Origin of the sequence: Streptomyces sp. NPDC057486 (assembly GCF_042802415.1) — a bacterium.
GTDB classification, from domain to species: Bacteria; Actinomycetota; Actinomycetes; order Streptomycetales; family Streptomycetaceae; genus Streptomyces; species Streptomyces yanii.
Genome location: NZ_JBHVEE010000099.1, coordinates 24054 through 37727 on the forward strand (window position 1 = coordinate 24054; position 13674 = coordinate 37727).

Consider the following 13674-nt stretch of genomic DNA (forward strand, 5'->3'; position numbering starts at 1 on the left):
CGTCTTTCGCGTCTTTCGCGTCTTTCGCGTCTTTCGCGTCAGGAATAGGTGATCCCGACCTGGTCGGTGAGGGGCACGGCCTGACAGGCCAGCACATATCCCTCGCCGATGTCCTGGTCGTCCAGGACCTCGTTGTGGAGCATCTTCACCTCACCCGCCACGACCCTGCAGGTGCAGGCGCTGCACGCGCCCTCCCGGCAGGAGTACGGGGCCTCCACCCCCGCGGCGAGGAGCACGTCGAGCAGCGGGACCCCCGACGGCCAGACGACCGTGTGGGTCTCGCCGTCGAGTTCCACGTCCGCCGTGCCGCCTCCCTCGACGGGCGCGCACTCCCCCGCTGCGGGTGCCGGTGCCGGAACGTCGAAGACGTCCCCGCTCAGCGAGAAGAACCGCTCGCGGTGGATCCGGTCGCCCGGCGCGCCGAGCGCGCGCAAGCACTGCTCGGCGGCGTCCATCATCGGCCCCGGGCCGCAGACGAACGCCTCGCGTGCGGCGTACGGTGCGAGCGCGGCGGCCAGCCGGTGCGCGGCAGGCAGGCCCTGGAGCGACTCCAGCCAGTGGATCACCAGCAGCCGGTCCGGGTGGTCCTCGGTCAGCTCCCGCAGCTCGTCGCGGAAGATGACCGAGGACTCGTCCCGGTTGGCGTACAGGAGCGCCACCCGGCCGTGCCCTCTCGCCAGGGCCGACTTGGCGATCGACAGCACCGGCGTGATGCCGCTGCCCCCGGCGACGAGCAGCAGGTCCGCGTCGAGATCGGAGGGGGTGAAGGTGCCGGCCGGCGGCAGCGCCTCCAGCTCGTCCCCCGCCGCCACCTGGTCGCACACCCAGTTGGAGCCGTATCCGCCGGCCACCCGTTTGACGGTGACCTTCAGCGGCTCGCCGGTGTGCGGTGAACTGGCGAGGGAGTAGCAGCGGGCGGCCGCTCCCCCGTCCGCTCCGGGCAGTTTCAGGGTGAGGAACTGCCCGGGGCGGTAGGAGAATCGGCCGGTGCTCTCCGGTGGCGCCTGGAGCACCAGGGAGTGCGCGTCGCCCGTCTCGGCGATCACTTCGACGACGCGCAGCCGGTGCGTACGCGACCCGGTCGCCGGCCCGGGCATCGGCTCAGGCATCGGCGACCTCCAGGGTGCCTTCCTCGACCGCGCGGTCGATGCTCTCGCGCAGCGCCAGGCAGGTCCGGATGCGGGCGGTGTTCCCGCCCTCGGCCACCCGGCCGCGGAACTCCGCGCAGACGACGGCCGCCTCGGCGGTCCATTGCACCGAGGTGTGGGCCATGCTGAACTTCTCACACAGGACCTGGTTGCCGCAGGTCACGCACTCCACCGGCTGCATGTCAGGATCCGGTTTCCTTCTCCGTCTCCGCCTTCTTCTCCGCCGCGAGGCGGGCGAGGTTCTCCTTGACCTCCGCCCGCCACGCCGCGGTGGCGCGGGTGACATCGATCTCGAACTCGAAGCGCTGCACCATCTCGTCCTTGACGTCCTCGACGTCGACGTAGAACTGCTCGTACCAGCGCCGCAGTTGGTAGACGGGGCCGTCCTCCTCGCAGAGCAGGGGGTTGTCGATCCGGCTCTTGTTCCGCCAGATCTCGATGTCCTGCTCGAAGCCGACCGCGAGGCCTTCCGACGTGATCCGGGCCGCTTCGGCGGCCTCCTCGTCCGACATCCCGGGCAGCTTCTTGACGATGGCCCCGTACTGGAGCATGAAGCTGTTCTCGTCGATCGGGTAATGGCAGTTGATCAGGGCCATCTCCATCTCGACTCCCTCGGCCACCGGCGAGAAGAGGTAGTCGATCATGTATGAGGGGCCGAAGTACGAGGCGTCGGAGCGCAGTGTGGTGCTCAGGGTGCCCAGGTTGTAGTCCTCCCGGGGCACGGTCTCCTGGTACTGGGTGGCGACGTGCCCCTCGAAGACGTTCTTGAAGTACGTGGGCAGCGAGTAGTGCACATAGAAGAAGTGCGCCATGTCCACGACGTTGTCCACGATCTCGCGGCAGTTGGAGCCCTCGACCCGCACGGTCTTCCAGGTCCACTCGCTCCACTCGTCGCTGAAGGCGCCCTCGATCCGCGGGATGGTCACCTCGGGCGGTGGCGGGTTGCCCTGTGGGTCGTGCCAGACGAAGAGCTGCTTGTTCTCCTCGAGGGTGGTCCACGAGCGGGTGCGGGCGCGCGGCGGCACGCGGCGCGCGTACGGGATGTCCGCGCAGCGGCCGTTGCCCGACCAGCGCCAGTCGTGGAACGGGCACGCCACCGCATCGCCCTTGACGGTGCCGCGGGCGAGGTTGCCGCCCATGTGCGGGCAGTAGGCGTTCAGGACGTGCAGCTGTCCGTCGCCCTGGCCCTGGAAGACCACCAGCTTGGTACCGAACGCCTCGATCTCGTGCGGCTTGCCGTCCTTGAAGCCGTCGGCCAGGCCGAGGCAGTGCCAGCCCCGGGCGAAGCGGGCGGGCGGCCGGCCCGCCTCGATGACCCGGACCTCGTCGTTGAGAGCAGTCATCTTGTCCCTCCAGTGTCGGCTGCCTGTGGCAGGCGTCCTCAGTTCTGTGCGGCGAGTTCCACTGCGATGTCGATGAGCTGGTCCTCCTGGCCGCCGACGAGGCGTCGCTCGCCCGCGCGCAGGAGGATTTCGGCGCCCGAGACGCCGTAGCGCTCGGCCTGCCGGTAGGCGTGCTTGAGGAAGCTGGAGTAGACCCCGGCGTGGCCCATCAGCAGGGCGAGCCGGTCGAGTCGGCATTCGTCGTCCATCACCGGGCGGACCACGTCCTCCGCCGCGTCGATGATCTTCAGTACGTCGACGCCGGTGCGGATGCCCATCTTGGCGCAGACAGCGACCAGCGCCTCGACGGCGGTGTTGCCCGCGCCCGCGCCGAGGCGGCGGGTGGAGCCGTCGATCTGCAGGGCGCCGGCCTTGATGGCCGCGATGGAGTTCCCCGTGCCGAGGGCCAGGTTCTCGTGTCCGTGGAAGCCGACCTGGGCGTCGCCTGCGAGCTCGGCCACCAGGGCCTCGACCCGGACGGTGACGTCGTCCATGACCATGGCGCCGGCCGAGTCGACGACGTACACGCACTGGCAGCCCGCGTCGGCCATGACCCGGCCCTGCCGCGCCAGGTTCTCCGGCGTGGTCGAGTGGGCCATCATCAGGAAGCCGACGGTCTCCAGGCCCATCTCACGGGCGAGCCCGAAGTGCTGGATCGCGATGTCTGCCTCGGTGCAGTGGGTGGCGATCCGGCAGATGCTCGCGCCGAGCTCGCGTGCGGCCCGGATGTCGTCCTTGACACCGAGTCCGGGGAGCATCAGGAAGGCGATCTCCGCCTGCTGCGCGGTGTCCACCGCGATCTTGATCAACTGCTGCTCGGGGGTCCTGGAGAAGCCGTAGTTGAAGGACGAGCCGCCGAGCCCGTCGCCGTGCGTCACCTCGATCACCGGGACGCCGGCGCCGTCGAGGGCCGCCACGACGGACCGTACGTCCTCGCCCGTGAACTGGTGCCGCTTGGCGTGCGAGCCGTCGCGCATCGAGGAGTCGGTGATCCGGATGTCGAGAGTTTCCGAGTAGGGCATGCGGGGTGCTCCTTACGCGCGCTGGGCGAGGAGCGCCTTGGCGAACTCCTCGCCCACCTTGGTGGCGGCGGCGGTCATGATGTCGAGGTTTCCGGCGTACGGCGGCAGGTAGTCGCCCGCGCCCTCCACCTCCAGGAAGATCGCGACGCGTGCCATCCCGCCGTTCTCGGGGCGCGGATCGTCGAACTGCGGTTCGGTGCGCAGCCGGTAGCCGGGCACGTAGGCGGCGACCTGCTCGGCGATCTCCTTCACGGACTGGGTGATCGCGTCCCGGTCGGCGTCCTCGGGTATCGCGCAGAAGACGGTGTCGCGCATGACGACGGGTGGCTCGGCGGGGTTGAGGATGATGATCGCCTTGCCGCGCTCGGCGCCACCGATGGTCTCGATGCCGAGGGAGGTGGTGCGGGTGAACTCGTCGATGTTGGCGCGGGTTCCGGGTCCGGCCGAGACGGAGGCCACCGAGGCGACGATCTCCGCGTACGCCACGGGGACCACGCGGGAGACCGCGTACACCATGGGGATGGTGGCCTGTCCTCCGCAGGTGATCATGTTGACGTTGGGCTTGTCGAGGTGCTCGTGCAGATTGGCCGGCGGGACGACGGCGGGGCCGACGGCCGCCGGGGTGAGGTCGACGGACCGGATGCCGAGCTCCGCGTAGCGCGGGGCGTTGGCCCGGTGGACGTAGGCGGAGGTGGCCTCGAAGACGATGTCGGGGAGTTCGTCCTGGGCGAGCAGCCGGTCGACGCCCTCGTGGCTTGCCTCCAGGCCGGCGTCGCGGGCGCGGGCGAGGCCCTCACTGCCGGGGTCGACGCCGATCATCCAGCGCGGTTCGACGAGTTCGGAGCGCTGCAGCTTGTAGAGCAGATCGGTGCCGATGTTGCCGGAGCCGACGATCGCGGCGGTCGCCTTGGTCTTGCTGGTCATCATCACCTCAGGTGAACGAAAGGGAGACCGGGCCCAGCCCGGTGAACTCGGCGGTGAAGGTCGCTCCCGCAGCCACGTCGACTGCCCGGGTGCACGAGCCGGGCAGCACCACGTGCCCCTTCTTCAGGGGCACGCCGAAGCGGGCCACGGTGCGGGCGAGCCAGGCGACGGAGAGGGCCGGGTCGCCGAGCACGGCGTCGCTGCGGCCCTCGGCCAGTAGCTCACCGCCGTGTGTGAGCCGCGCGTCGATCGCCTTGAGGTCCAGTTCGCGCGGGTGGCGTCCCTCGCCGATGACGTATCCGGCGGAGGAGGCGTTGTCCGCGATGGTGTCGGCGATGGAGATCCGCCAGTCGCGGATCCTGCTGTCGATCAACTCCAGGGCGGGGACGACGCGTTCGGTGGCGGCGAGCACATCCGCCGGGGTGCAGTTCTCGCCCGGCAGGTCGTCGCCGAGGACGAAGCCGACCTCGACCTCGATGCGCGGGCAGCAGTAGCGGGAGACGGGAACGGGACGGTCCGGGCTCAGCTCCATGTCGTCGAGCAGGTGGCCGTAGTCCGGCTCGTCCACGCCCATCATCTGCTGCATGACGGGGGACGACAGGCCGACCTTGTGACCGCGCACCTCGGCCCCGGCGCCGACGCGGTGCCGGACGTTGATGAGCTGGATCTCGTACGCGTCCTCGGTGCCGATCTCCGGGAAGGCCTCGGTCAGCGGGGCGACCGGCGTACGGCGGTGCTCGGCGGAGCGCAGGATCTCCGCCGCGTGATGCCTCTGGGGGTCCGTGAGCATGGGGTCCTCTGCGGTGCGTTGGGCTGTTCCGGGAGGCTAAGCGGGGTGCCCTCCGAGCGAGGAGCGTGAATTCCCGCTGACCGGGAAAGGTGCGACGCGAAGACGCGAACGGCCCCGGGAGCCGCGGTGGTCGGCTCCCGGGGCCGTCGAAGCAGGCTCCGCCCTGACGGCGGGCCCGCGGGTCCGGCGGCTGCTGGTGCCCCTCCCGGCAAGGTTCGCCGGGAAGCTCGCGGCGTCCGGTGCGGTGCATCGCAAGGCGGAGGATCGCCCTCGTACCGGACGTACTCGGGTGAGGCGACAACGCAGCGAGGTGCCGTGCCGGGCGCCACGAGCCGGTGAACCTTTCCGGTCGCAGCCCTAACGCGCCCCGTAGACCGGCTCGGGGGTCACGGCCTCGGCCAGCAGCTCGAGGGCGGTCTCGCCCGCCTGCGCCGGGGTCCAGCGGGCACCCCTGTCCACGGTGGGACCCGGACGCCAGCCCTCCATGACGGTGATCCGGCCGGCCTCGGCCTCGAAGACCCGGCCCGTCACCCCGGCGCAGGCCCCGGAGCCCAGCCAGACGACGAGGGGGGAGACGTTCTCCGGGGCCATGGCGTCGAACGCGCCGTCCTCGGGGGCGGCCATGGTGTCGGCGAAGGTCTGCTCGGTCATCCGGGTGCGGGCGGCCGGGGCTATGGCGTTGACCTGGACGCCGTAACGCGCCATCTCCGCCGAGGCGACGAGCGTCAGGCCGACGATCCCGGCCTTGGCGGCGGCGTAGTTGCCCTGGCCGACGCTGCCGAGCAGGCCGGCCCCGGAGCTGGTGTTGATCACGCGGGCCTCGGGCGTACGGCCGGCCTTCGCCTCGGCCCGCCAGTGCGCGGCGGCGTGCTTGAGCGGCAGGAAGTGGCCCTTGAGGTGAACGCGCATGACGGCGTCCCAGTCGTCCTCGTCGAGATTGACGAGCATGCGGTCGCGCAGGAATCCGGCGTTGTTGACCAGTGTGTCGAGGCGGCCGAAGGTGTCCACTGCGGTGGCGATGAGCGAGACAGCGCCCTCGGCGGTGGTGATGTCCCCGCCATGGGCGACCGCCTCCCCGCCGAGCGCGCGGATCTCGTCGACGACCTGCTGGGCGGGCTGGGCCGTCCCTCCCGTGCCGTCGAGGCCGACGCCGAGGTCGTTGACGACGACTTTCGCTCCCTCGGCGGCGAAGGCGAGGGCGTGGGCGCGGCCGAGCCCGCGGCCGGCCCCGGTGACGACGACGACGCGTCCGGTGCAGATTCCCGTGGTCATGGCTGTGTCCTTTCGGTGAGCGGATGTCTTCCGGCAGCCGCCCGGGGCAGGTGCCCCCGGCACGACGACGGCGGCAGGCGCGCGTACTCACGCCCCACCCCGGCCGGAGGCGGTCAGGCGGTCAGCTGTTGTTGACGGTTGCGGCGTCGAGGAAGGCGGGACGCTCCCCTCCGCCGTGGACGTGCAGGGCGGCGCCGCTGATGTAAGCGGCGCGGTCGGAGGCGAGGAAGACGCATGCGTCGCCGATGTCGGAGGGATCGGCGAGCCGGCCGAGCGGCACGGTGCGGCCGACGGCGGCGATGCCGTCCTCGTCCCCGTAGTGCAGATGGGTCAGCTCGGTGCGCACCATGCCGAGGACGAGCGTGTTGACCCGTACTCGGGGCGCCCATTCCACGGCCATGGAGCGGGCGAGGTTCTCCAGGCCCGCCTTGGCGGCTCCGTACGCCGCGGTCCCCGGGGACGGGCGGGTCCCGCTGACGCTGCCGACCATCACGATCGATCCGCCGCCGCCCTGATGGCGCATCACCTCGTACGCGGCGAGGGAGGCGGTCAGCGGCGCGACGAGGTTCAGCTCGACGACCCGGGCGTGGCGTTCGGCTCCGCCCCCGTCGAGCATCCGGAAGGGAGTTCCCCCGGCGTTGTTGACCAGGGTGTCCAGCCGCCCGTAGTCGCTCCGCACCTGTTCGAAGAATCCACCGACCGCCTCCGGGTCTCGGAGGTCGACCGGCAGGAAGCGCGCCGTGCGCCCGGCTGCCTCGACGGGCTTGTCCGGAGCCCGTCGCGCGCAGGTCACGACCTGCGCACCGGCTTCGAGCAGGGCGCGGGTGATCCCCGCGCCGATGCCCCGGGTTCCGCCGGTGACGACCGCGACGGAACCGGACAGGTCGATGATCGCTGCCAATTGACACCTCCCGTAACGAGGAATCCACTGCTACCTTCGCCTAACAAACGTTTGGTGGAAAGGTAGCTGATCTGCTCATGGGTGTCTCCACCTCCGCCCCGCAAGAGGGCATCACCGTCGTCACCGTGGACTTCCCCCCGGTCAACGCCCTCCCCGTACAGGGCTGGTACGACCTCGCCGCCACGGTGCGCGCCGCCGGGGCCGACCCGAAGGTGCGCTGCGTGGTGCTCACCGCCGCGGGCCGCGGTTTCAACGCCGGCGTGGACATCAAGGAAATGCAGCGCACGACCGGGCACGACGCCCTGATCGGCGCAAACCGCGGCTGCTACGAGGCGTTCGCCGCGGTCTACGACTGCGAGGTGCCGGTGATCGCCGCCGTGCACGGCTTCTGCCTGGGCGGCGGCATCGGCCTCGTCGGCAACGCCGACGCCATCGTCGCCGCCGACGACGCGACCTTCGGGCTGCCCGAGCTGGACCGGGGCGCGCTCGGCGCGGCAACCCATCTCGCCCGACTGGTCCCCCAGCATCTGATGCGGGCGCTGTACTACACCTCCCGCACCGCCACCGCCCAGGAGCTGCACCAGCACGGCTCGGTCTGGCGGGTCGTCCCCCGCGAGCATCTCCACGACGCCGCACTGGAGCTGGCGCGGGAGATCGCCGCCAAGGACGGCTCTCTGATCCGCCTCGCCAAGGCAGCGATCAACGGTATCGACCCGGTGGACGTCCGCCGCAGCTACCGCTTCGAGCAGGGCTTCACCTTCGAGGCCAACCTCAGCGGCGTCGCCGACAAGCACCGCGACGCGTTCGTATCGTCCAAGGAGGAGCGACGGTGAGCGACAGGACGATGACCGCCGAGGAGGTGGTCGGCCGCCTCGAGAGCGGAATGACGATCGGCATCGGCGGCTGGGGCTCGCGGCGCAAGCCGATGGCACTGGTGCGCGCGCTGCTGCGCTCGGACCTCACCGATCTGACCGTCGTCTCGTACGGCGGCCCGGACGTCGGCCTGCTCGCCGCCGCCGGGAAGATCCGCAAGCTGGTCGCGGCGTTCGCCACACTCGACTCCATCCCCCTCGAGCCGAACTTCGGGGCAGCCCGGCAGCGCGCCGCGTTCGAGATGGTGGAGCTGGACGAGGCCATGGTCATGTGGGGCCTGACCGCCGCCGCGCACCGACTGCCGTTCATGCCGATCCGCGCCGGTCTCGCCTCGGACGTGATGAGCGTCAACCCGTCGCTGCGCACGGTCACCTCCCCGTACGGGGACGGCGAGGAGCTGGTCGCGGTGCCGGCCCTGCGGCTGGACGCCGCGCTCGTCCACCTCAATCGGGCCGATGCGCAGGGCAACGCCCAGTACCTGGGCCCGGACCCGTACTTCGACGATCTGTTCTGCGAGGCCGCCGACGCGGCGTACGTCTCCTGCGAGCGGATCGTGGAGACCGCCGACCTGCTCAAGGACTCCCATCCGCAGTCCCTGCTGGTCAAGCGCGCGTTCGTGAACGGCGTCGTCGAGACCCCGAACGGCGCGCACTTCACCTCCTGCGTCCCCGACTACGACCGCGACGAGACGTTCCAGCGCGCCTACGCCAAGGCGGCACGCGACCCCGAGGCCTGGCGGGCCTTCGGCGATCGGTTCCTGTCGGGCGACGAGGACGCGTACCAGGCCGCGGTGGCGGCGTTCCACGAGGAGGAAGCATGAGCGGCGGTACGACGACGGCGACGCGGGCCGAATACTGCGTGGTGGCGTGCGCCGAGGCCTGGCGGGGCGCGGGTGAGGTGCTGGCAAGCCCGATGGGCACGGTCCCGACGATCGGGGCCCGGCTGGCGAAGCTCACCTTCTCGCCCGACCTGCTGCTGACGGACGGCGAAGCGCTGCTCATCGGCGACGTACCGGCGGTCGGCGCCGGGGCACAGGTGGTGGAGGGCTGGCTGCCGTACCGGCAGCACCTGGCCCTGGTCGCCACGGGTCGGCGGCACGTGATGATGGGCGCGAGCCAGCTCGACCGGCACGGCAACCAGAACATCTCCTGCATCGGCGCCTGGGACCGGCCCGAGCGACAGTTGCTGGGTGTGCGCGGCGCTCCCGTCAACACCCTGAACAACCCGACGAGTTACTGGGTCCCCAAACACTCCCCACGGGTCTTCGTCGAGCGGGTCGACATGGTGTCCGGGGTCGGCTACGACCGCGCCGCCGCGGCCGGCCCGTCCGCGACCCGCTACCACCGCATCCCGGACGTCATCAGCAACCTGGGCGTGTTCGACTTCGAGACCCCCGACCGGACGATGCGGCTGCGCTCGCTGCACCCCGGCGTCACGGTCGAGCAGATCGTGGAGGCCACGGGCTTCGCGCTCACCGTCCCCGACGATGTGCCACACACCCGCGAGCCCACCGCCGGGGAGCTGAGGCTGATCCGAGAGGTCATCGACCCGAAGGCGCTGCGCAACCGCGAGGTGCCGGCCGCATGAGCGACGTCACGATCAACACGCCGCTCACCGAACTGGTCGGTGTCCGGCACCCCATCGTGCAGACCGGCATGGGCTGGGTGGCCGGCCCCCGCCTGGTCTCGGCAGCCGCCCATGCGGGTGCGCTCGGGATACTCGCCTCCGCCACCATGACCACAGGCCAGCTCCGCTCCGCCGTGCGTGAGGTCAAGTCCCGTACGGACGCGCCGTTCGGGGTCAATCTGCGGGCGGACGCGCAGGACGCGGCCGAGCGTGTACGGATCATCGTCGACGAGGGCGTGAAGGTCGCCTCGTTCGCGCTCGCACCCTCCCGGGAGCTGATCGCCCGGCTGAAGGACGCCGGGGTCGTCGTCATCCCGTCCATCGGCGCGAGGCGGCACGCCGAGAAGGTCGCCGCGTGGGGCGCCGACGCGGTGGTGGTGCAGGGCGGCGAGGGAGGCGGGCACACCGGCGACGTCGCCACCACCGTTCTGCTCCCCCAGGTCGTGGACGCCGTCGACATCCCGGTCATCGCGGCGGGCGGCTTCCACGACGGGCGCGGCCTGGTCGCCGCGCTCGCCTACGGCGCCGCCGGAATCGCCATGGGCACCCGCTTCCTGCTCACCTCCGACAGCACCGTCCCCGACGCGGTCAAGGCGAAATACCTGACCGCGTCGGTCAAGGACGTCACCGTCACCACCAAGGTGGACGGCCTCCCCCACCGGATGCTCCGCACCGAACTGGTCGACACGCTGGAACGCTCGGGCCGGACCGCCTCGCTGCTGCGGGCCGTCCGCCACGCCGCGGCCTTCCGGCGCGAGAGCGGCATGAGCTGGCAGCAGATGATCCGCGACGGCCTGGCGATGAAACACGGCAAGGAACTGACCTGGAGTCAGGTACTGCTGACCGCCAACACCCCCATGCTGCTCAAGGCCTCCATGGTCGAGGGCCGCACCGACCTCGGTGTGATGGCCGCCGGCCAGGTCGCGGGACTGATCGACGATCTGCCGTCCTGCGCCGAGCTCGTCGACCGCGTCATGGCCGAAGCACACGCCACCCTCCGCTCCCTGCCCCTCGCGGGCTGACGGGCTGCGTTGCGCTCCACCGCCGGGAAAAGTCCCCTTCCGCCTTCTTGGAGTTGATCCCATGCGTGCTGTCCCCATCCGCCGTGCGACCGGAGTGGTGGTCTCCGCTGTCGTTCTCGGCTGTCTCCCCGTCTGTGCCGCGACCGACGCCACGGCGCAGTCCGCCGCCACGGGCTCGCTCAACGCCCCCGGCCACACCGACTCCGTACGCCACATCGCCCTCCAGGGCGCGGTCAACGTCCGTGACCTCGGCGGCTACCGCACCGACAAGGGCCGCCAGGTGCGCTACGGCCAGGTCTTCCGCGCCGACGCGCTCGGCAGGCTGACCGACGCGGACATCTCGAAGCTGTCCGCGCTGCACCTGCGCACCGTGGTGGACTTCCGCGTCCCGTTCGAGGTCCAGCGGGACGGCACCGACCACCTGCCGGCAGGGGTCACCGCGGTCTCCCGGTCCGTGAACGACCTCGGCCTGTACGGCAGGACCATGGAGGCCATCGGCACCAAGGACCCGGTCGAGCAGCAGGCGCTGCTCGGTGACGGGAAGGCGGAGCAGTTGATGCGGGACATCTACCGCACCTTCGTCACCAGCCCGGAGAGCCGCCGTCGGTTCGCCGAAACCCTGCGGGACCTCGCGAACCACAAGCAGTCCCCGCTGCTCTACCACTGCACCTCGGGCAAGGACCGCACCGGCTGGATGAGCTACCTCCTGCTGCGCGCCGTCGGAGTCCCGGACGAAACCGCCGAGAAGGACTACCTGCTGTCCAACGACTTCCGCGCGGAGGCGGACCGCAGGTCCCGCGAGGGGCTCAGGAAGGCCGGTCTGATGGAGAACCCGGACCTGCTCGTCCCGCTCCAGGAAGTCCGTGAGGACTACCTCGCGGCGGCCCTGGACCAGGCCGACCACGACTACGGCAGCCTCCACGGCTACCTCACCGAAGGCCTCGGCCTGGACACGCCGACCCTGGCGAAGCTGCGCGCCCGCCTGGTGAAGTGAGGGAGGAACCCACATGCTGCGACGGGGCCCGGGCGCATTGCGCGACCGGATCGACCGCCACCGCACCGAGGCCCTGGACAGGCCGTCATGAGCGGGGTCCAGATCCTCGACACCGTCGTCCTCGCGGACGCCCGGGTCGCGGGATGGCTGCGGCGCTGGCGCACCGAGTATCTGCCGGGCGCCCGCGACCGCGGCATGGTCGCGGAGCGCGTCTGGCGCACCTGGACCGGCCCGGACACCGCGGCCGTCCGCATCCTGTGGTCACTGCCGGACAGCGACGCGTTCTACGCCGCGCGCGGCGCCTCCGGCCGCGATCCCGGGGTCGCCGCGTTCTGGGCGCACACCGACGAGATCGCGCTGGGCCGCGACCGCCAGGTGCTGGAACCGATCGCCCCCGACGACGAAGGGCAGGTTGCATGACCCGCTGGGTGGCACTGCTGCCGGGCGAAGCGGCCGAGGCGTACGACACGGCCGCCACCGTCCCCGGCGTGTCGATGTCCTCTGCGGGACCCGATCTGCCCGGCGGTCTCAGCGGCACGGGCGCCACCTGGGACCTGACGTCGGACCGGTCGCCCGCCGAGATCGCCGCCGGAGCCGGCCTGCCGGAGCCCCTCGACACGGTCGCGCTCGTCCCCGTACGGAGCCGGACCGCAGCACTGTCGGGCCCCCGCGTGAAGCGGACACTGCTGCTCGCCGTCCGGCCCGGTACACCCGACGGCCTCGTCGCCCTCCTGGAGAGGGATCTCCTCGCCATGCCCGGTCACATCCCCACCATCCGCTCGTGGGCTCTCAGCCACGTGGACCAGGCGCTCACCCCGTCCCGGTGGACCCACGTGTGGGAGCAGGAGTACGCCGACGTCGAGGGCCTGACCGGGGAGTACCTGAGCCACCCCTACCACTGGACCTGCGTGGACCGGTGGTTCGACGGTGAGGTGCCGGGCGCCGGGATCGTCGAACCACGGCCGGCCCACGTCTTCCGCTGGAGCGACGGGCCCGTACTGACGTCGGGCTGATAGACCTTCAGCACCACCGTGTCCGTGGGAGACCCGGTCCCTCACCACGTACGATCCGCCGGTCGACGAGACCAGCGGGAAGTACGCCCCATCCCGAACCGAACATGAACGGATCCTTCCGATGCCGATCCGCCGGCTGAACCACGCCGTCCTATTCGTCTCCGACCTGGAGCGCAGCACCGCCTTCTACCGCGACGTCCTCGGTTTCAGGCCGCTGCCGCAGGCATTTCCCGGGGCTGTCTTCCTTCAGGCGGCCGACTCCGCCAACGACCACGACCTCGGCCTGTTCCAGTCCCCGCGGCCGGGCTCCGGGCCCCGCTCCGGGCAGGTCGGCCTGTACCACCTGGCCTGGGAGGTGGACACCCTGGCCGACCTCCGCCGGATGCGGGGCCGACTTGACCGGGCGGGGGCGCTGTCCGGGGCGAGCAACCACGCCTCCACCAAGGCCCTCTACGGGCGCGATCCTGACGGCCTCGACTTCGAGGTGTGCTGGCTGGTCCCCGACCACGCGGTGGCGGAGGAACTCGCCGCCATGACCTCCCCGACCCTGCCCCTCGACCTCGAGGCCGAGATCGCCAGGTACGGTGCGGACACTCCGGGCGGTCCTCGCACCGATCACGCCGTCTGGCAAGCGGTCTTCGCCGCGGCGCGGCCCGACGGACCGCACTCCCGCTGACGGCCTCCTGCGGCCGGCCTGTCGGCCGGCC

16 protein-coding genes are annotated in these 13674 nt (G+C 71.3%); 8 read left to right on the forward strand and 8 right to left on the reverse strand.

Annotation, left to right across the window (positions count from 1 at the left end; all coding sequences use genetic code 11):
- Positions 1–38: 38 nt before the first annotated feature.
- From ACFU6I_RS33900 to ACFU6I_RS33935, 8 genes are all read right to left on the reverse strand, one after another.
- The gene (locus ACFU6I_RS33900; protein WP_384373714.1) at positions 39–1109 is read right to left on the reverse strand and encodes a 2Fe-2S iron-sulfur cluster-binding protein; all 1071 of its coding nucleotides are present in this window, start codon (positions 1107–1109) and stop codon (positions 39–41) included.
- Positions 1102–1329, reverse strand: a complete 228-nt coding sequence (locus tag ACFU6I_RS33905) for a hypothetical protein (protein WP_266991953.1) — start codon at positions 1327–1329, stop codon at positions 1102–1104. The genes ACFU6I_RS33900 and ACFU6I_RS33905 overlap by 8 nt, the downstream gene beginning before the upstream one ends.
- Position 1330: 1 nt before the next feature.
- Positions 1331–2491, reverse strand: a complete 1161-nt coding sequence (locus tag ACFU6I_RS33910; RefSeq protein WP_384373717.1) for a Rieske 2Fe-2S domain-containing protein — start codon at positions 2489–2491, stop codon at positions 1331–1333.
- 38 nt (positions 2492–2529) lie between these two features.
- A complete protein-coding gene (gene dmpG / locus ACFU6I_RS33915) occupies positions 2530–3552 on the reverse strand; it encodes a 4-hydroxy-2-oxovalerate aldolase (RefSeq protein WP_384373721.1) in 1023 nt (340 codons plus the stop codon).
- 12 nt (positions 3553–3564) lie between these two features.
- The gene (locus tag ACFU6I_RS33920; RefSeq protein ID WP_384373760.1) at positions 3565–4476 is read right to left on the reverse strand and encodes an acetaldehyde dehydrogenase (acetylating); all 912 of its coding nucleotides are present in this window, start codon (positions 4474–4476) and stop codon (positions 3565–3567) included.
- 7 nt (positions 4477–4483) lie between these two features.
- Positions 4484–5266 (reverse strand): 2-keto-4-pentenoate hydratase, encoded by a 783-nt coding sequence (locus ACFU6I_RS33925; RefSeq protein WP_384373724.1) that lies wholly within the window; start codon positions 5264–5266, stop codon positions 4484–4486.
- 357 nt (positions 5267–5623) lie between these two features.
- Positions 5624–6538, reverse strand: coding sequence for an SDR family oxidoreductase (locus ACFU6I_RS33930; RefSeq protein WP_384373727.1), 915 nt, complete (start codon positions 6536–6538; stop codon positions 5624–5626).
- Between the two features lie 121 nt (positions 6539–6659).
- On the reverse strand, positions 6660–7439 hold the full coding sequence (locus ACFU6I_RS33935) for an SDR family oxidoreductase (protein ID WP_384373730.1): 780 nt from the start codon (positions 7437–7439) through the stop codon (positions 6660–6662).
- A gap of 77 nt (positions 7440–7516) precedes the next feature.
- On the opposite strand from ACFU6I_RS33935, the gene ACFU6I_RS33940 reads away from it, so the two are divergent.
- The 8 genes from ACFU6I_RS33940 (at position 7517) to ACFU6I_RS33975 (ending at position 13643) form a co-directional block, all read left to right on the forward strand.
- A complete protein-coding gene (locus ACFU6I_RS33940) occupies positions 7517–8272 on the forward strand; it encodes an enoyl-CoA hydratase family protein (RefSeq protein ID WP_384373733.1) in 756 nt (251 codons plus the stop codon).
- Complete coding sequence (locus tag ACFU6I_RS33945; protein WP_384373736.1) at positions 8269–9132, forward strand: CoA transferase subunit A; 864 nt, start codon at positions 8269–8271, stop codon at positions 9130–9132. The genes ACFU6I_RS33940 and ACFU6I_RS33945 overlap by 4 nt, the downstream gene beginning before the upstream one ends.
- On the forward strand, positions 9129–9899 hold the full coding sequence (locus ACFU6I_RS33950) for a CoA-transferase subunit beta (protein WP_384373739.1): 771 nt from the start codon (positions 9129–9131) through the stop codon (positions 9897–9899). Before ACFU6I_RS33945 ends, ACFU6I_RS33950 begins: the two co-directional genes overlap by 4 nt.
- Entirely contained in the window at positions 9896–10960 is a 1065-nt protein-coding gene (locus ACFU6I_RS33955; RefSeq protein WP_384373742.1) for an NAD(P)H-dependent flavin oxidoreductase, read from the forward strand. Before ACFU6I_RS33950 ends, ACFU6I_RS33955 begins: the two co-directional genes overlap by 4 nt.
- Before the next feature lie 61 nt (positions 10961–11021).
- A complete protein-coding gene (locus ACFU6I_RS33960) occupies positions 11022–11954 on the forward strand; it encodes a tyrosine-protein phosphatase (protein ID WP_384373745.1) in 933 nt (310 codons plus the stop codon).
- 87 nt (positions 11955–12041) lie between these two features.
- Positions 12042–12374: an NIPSNAP family protein gene (locus ACFU6I_RS33965; protein WP_384373748.1), complete on the forward strand. Its 333-nt coding sequence runs from the start codon at positions 12042–12044 to the stop codon at positions 12372–12374.
- A complete protein-coding gene (locus tag ACFU6I_RS33970) occupies positions 12371–12967 on the forward strand; it encodes a Dabb family protein (protein ID WP_384373751.1) in 597 nt (198 codons plus the stop codon). Before ACFU6I_RS33965 ends, ACFU6I_RS33970 begins: the two co-directional genes overlap by 4 nt.
- Before the next feature lie 121 nt (positions 12968–13088).
- Positions 13089–13643: a VOC family protein gene (locus ACFU6I_RS33975; protein WP_384373754.1), complete on the forward strand. Its 555-nt coding sequence runs from the start codon at positions 13089–13091 to the stop codon at positions 13641–13643.
- Positions 13644–13674: the final 31 nt, after the last annotated feature.

Bases quoted from the DNA above. Each gene is read 5' to 3' on its own strand.
- ACFU6I_RS33900 (WP_384373714.1), bottom strand. From the start codon at position 1,109: ATGCCTGAGCCGATGCCCGGGCCGGCGACCGGGTCGCGTACGCACCGG.
- ACFU6I_RS33905 (WP_266991953.1), bottom strand. From the start codon at position 1,329: ATGCAGCCGGTGGAGTGCGTGACCTGCGGCAACCAGGTCCTGTGTGAG.
- ACFU6I_RS33910 (WP_384373717.1), bottom strand. From the start codon at position 2,491: ATGACTGCTCTCAACGACGAGGTCCGGGTCATCGAGGCGGGCCGGCCG.
- dmpG (WP_384373721.1), bottom strand. From the start codon at position 3,552: ATGCCCTACTCGGAAACTCTCGACATCCGGATCACCGACTCCTCGATG.
- ACFU6I_RS33920 (WP_384373760.1), bottom strand. From the start codon at position 4,476: ATGACCAGCAAGACCAAGGCGACCGCCGCGATCGTCGGCTCCGGCAAC.
- ACFU6I_RS33925 (WP_384373724.1), bottom strand. From the start codon at position 5,266: ATGCTCACGGACCCCCAGAGGCATCACGCGGCGGAGATCCTGCGCTCC.
- ACFU6I_RS33930 (WP_384373727.1), bottom strand. From the start codon at position 6,538: ATGACCACGGGAATCTGCACCGGACGCGTCGTCGTCGTCACCGGGGCC.
- ACFU6I_RS33940 (WP_384373733.1), top strand. From the start codon at position 7,517: ATGGGTGTCTCCACCTCCGCCCCGCAAGAGGGCATCACCGTCGTCACC.
- ACFU6I_RS33950 (WP_384373739.1), top strand. From the start codon at position 9,129: ATGAGCGGCGGTACGACGACGGCGACGCGGGCCGAATACTGCGTGGTG.
- ACFU6I_RS33955 (WP_384373742.1), top strand. From the start codon at position 9,896: ATGAGCGACGTCACGATCAACACGCCGCTCACCGAACTGGTCGGTGTC.
- ACFU6I_RS33960 (WP_384373745.1), top strand. From the start codon at position 11,022: ATGCGTGCTGTCCCCATCCGCCGTGCGACCGGAGTGGTGGTCTCCGCT.
- ACFU6I_RS33965 (WP_384373748.1), top strand. From the start codon at position 12,042: ATGAGCGGGGTCCAGATCCTCGACACCGTCGTCCTCGCGGACGCCCGG.
- ACFU6I_RS33970 (WP_384373751.1), top strand. From the start codon at position 12,371: ATGACCCGCTGGGTGGCACTGCTGCCGGGCGAAGCGGCCGAGGCGTAC.
- ACFU6I_RS33975 (WP_384373754.1), top strand. From the start codon at position 13,089: ATGCCGATCCGCCGGCTGAACCACGCCGTCCTATTCGTCTCCGACCTG.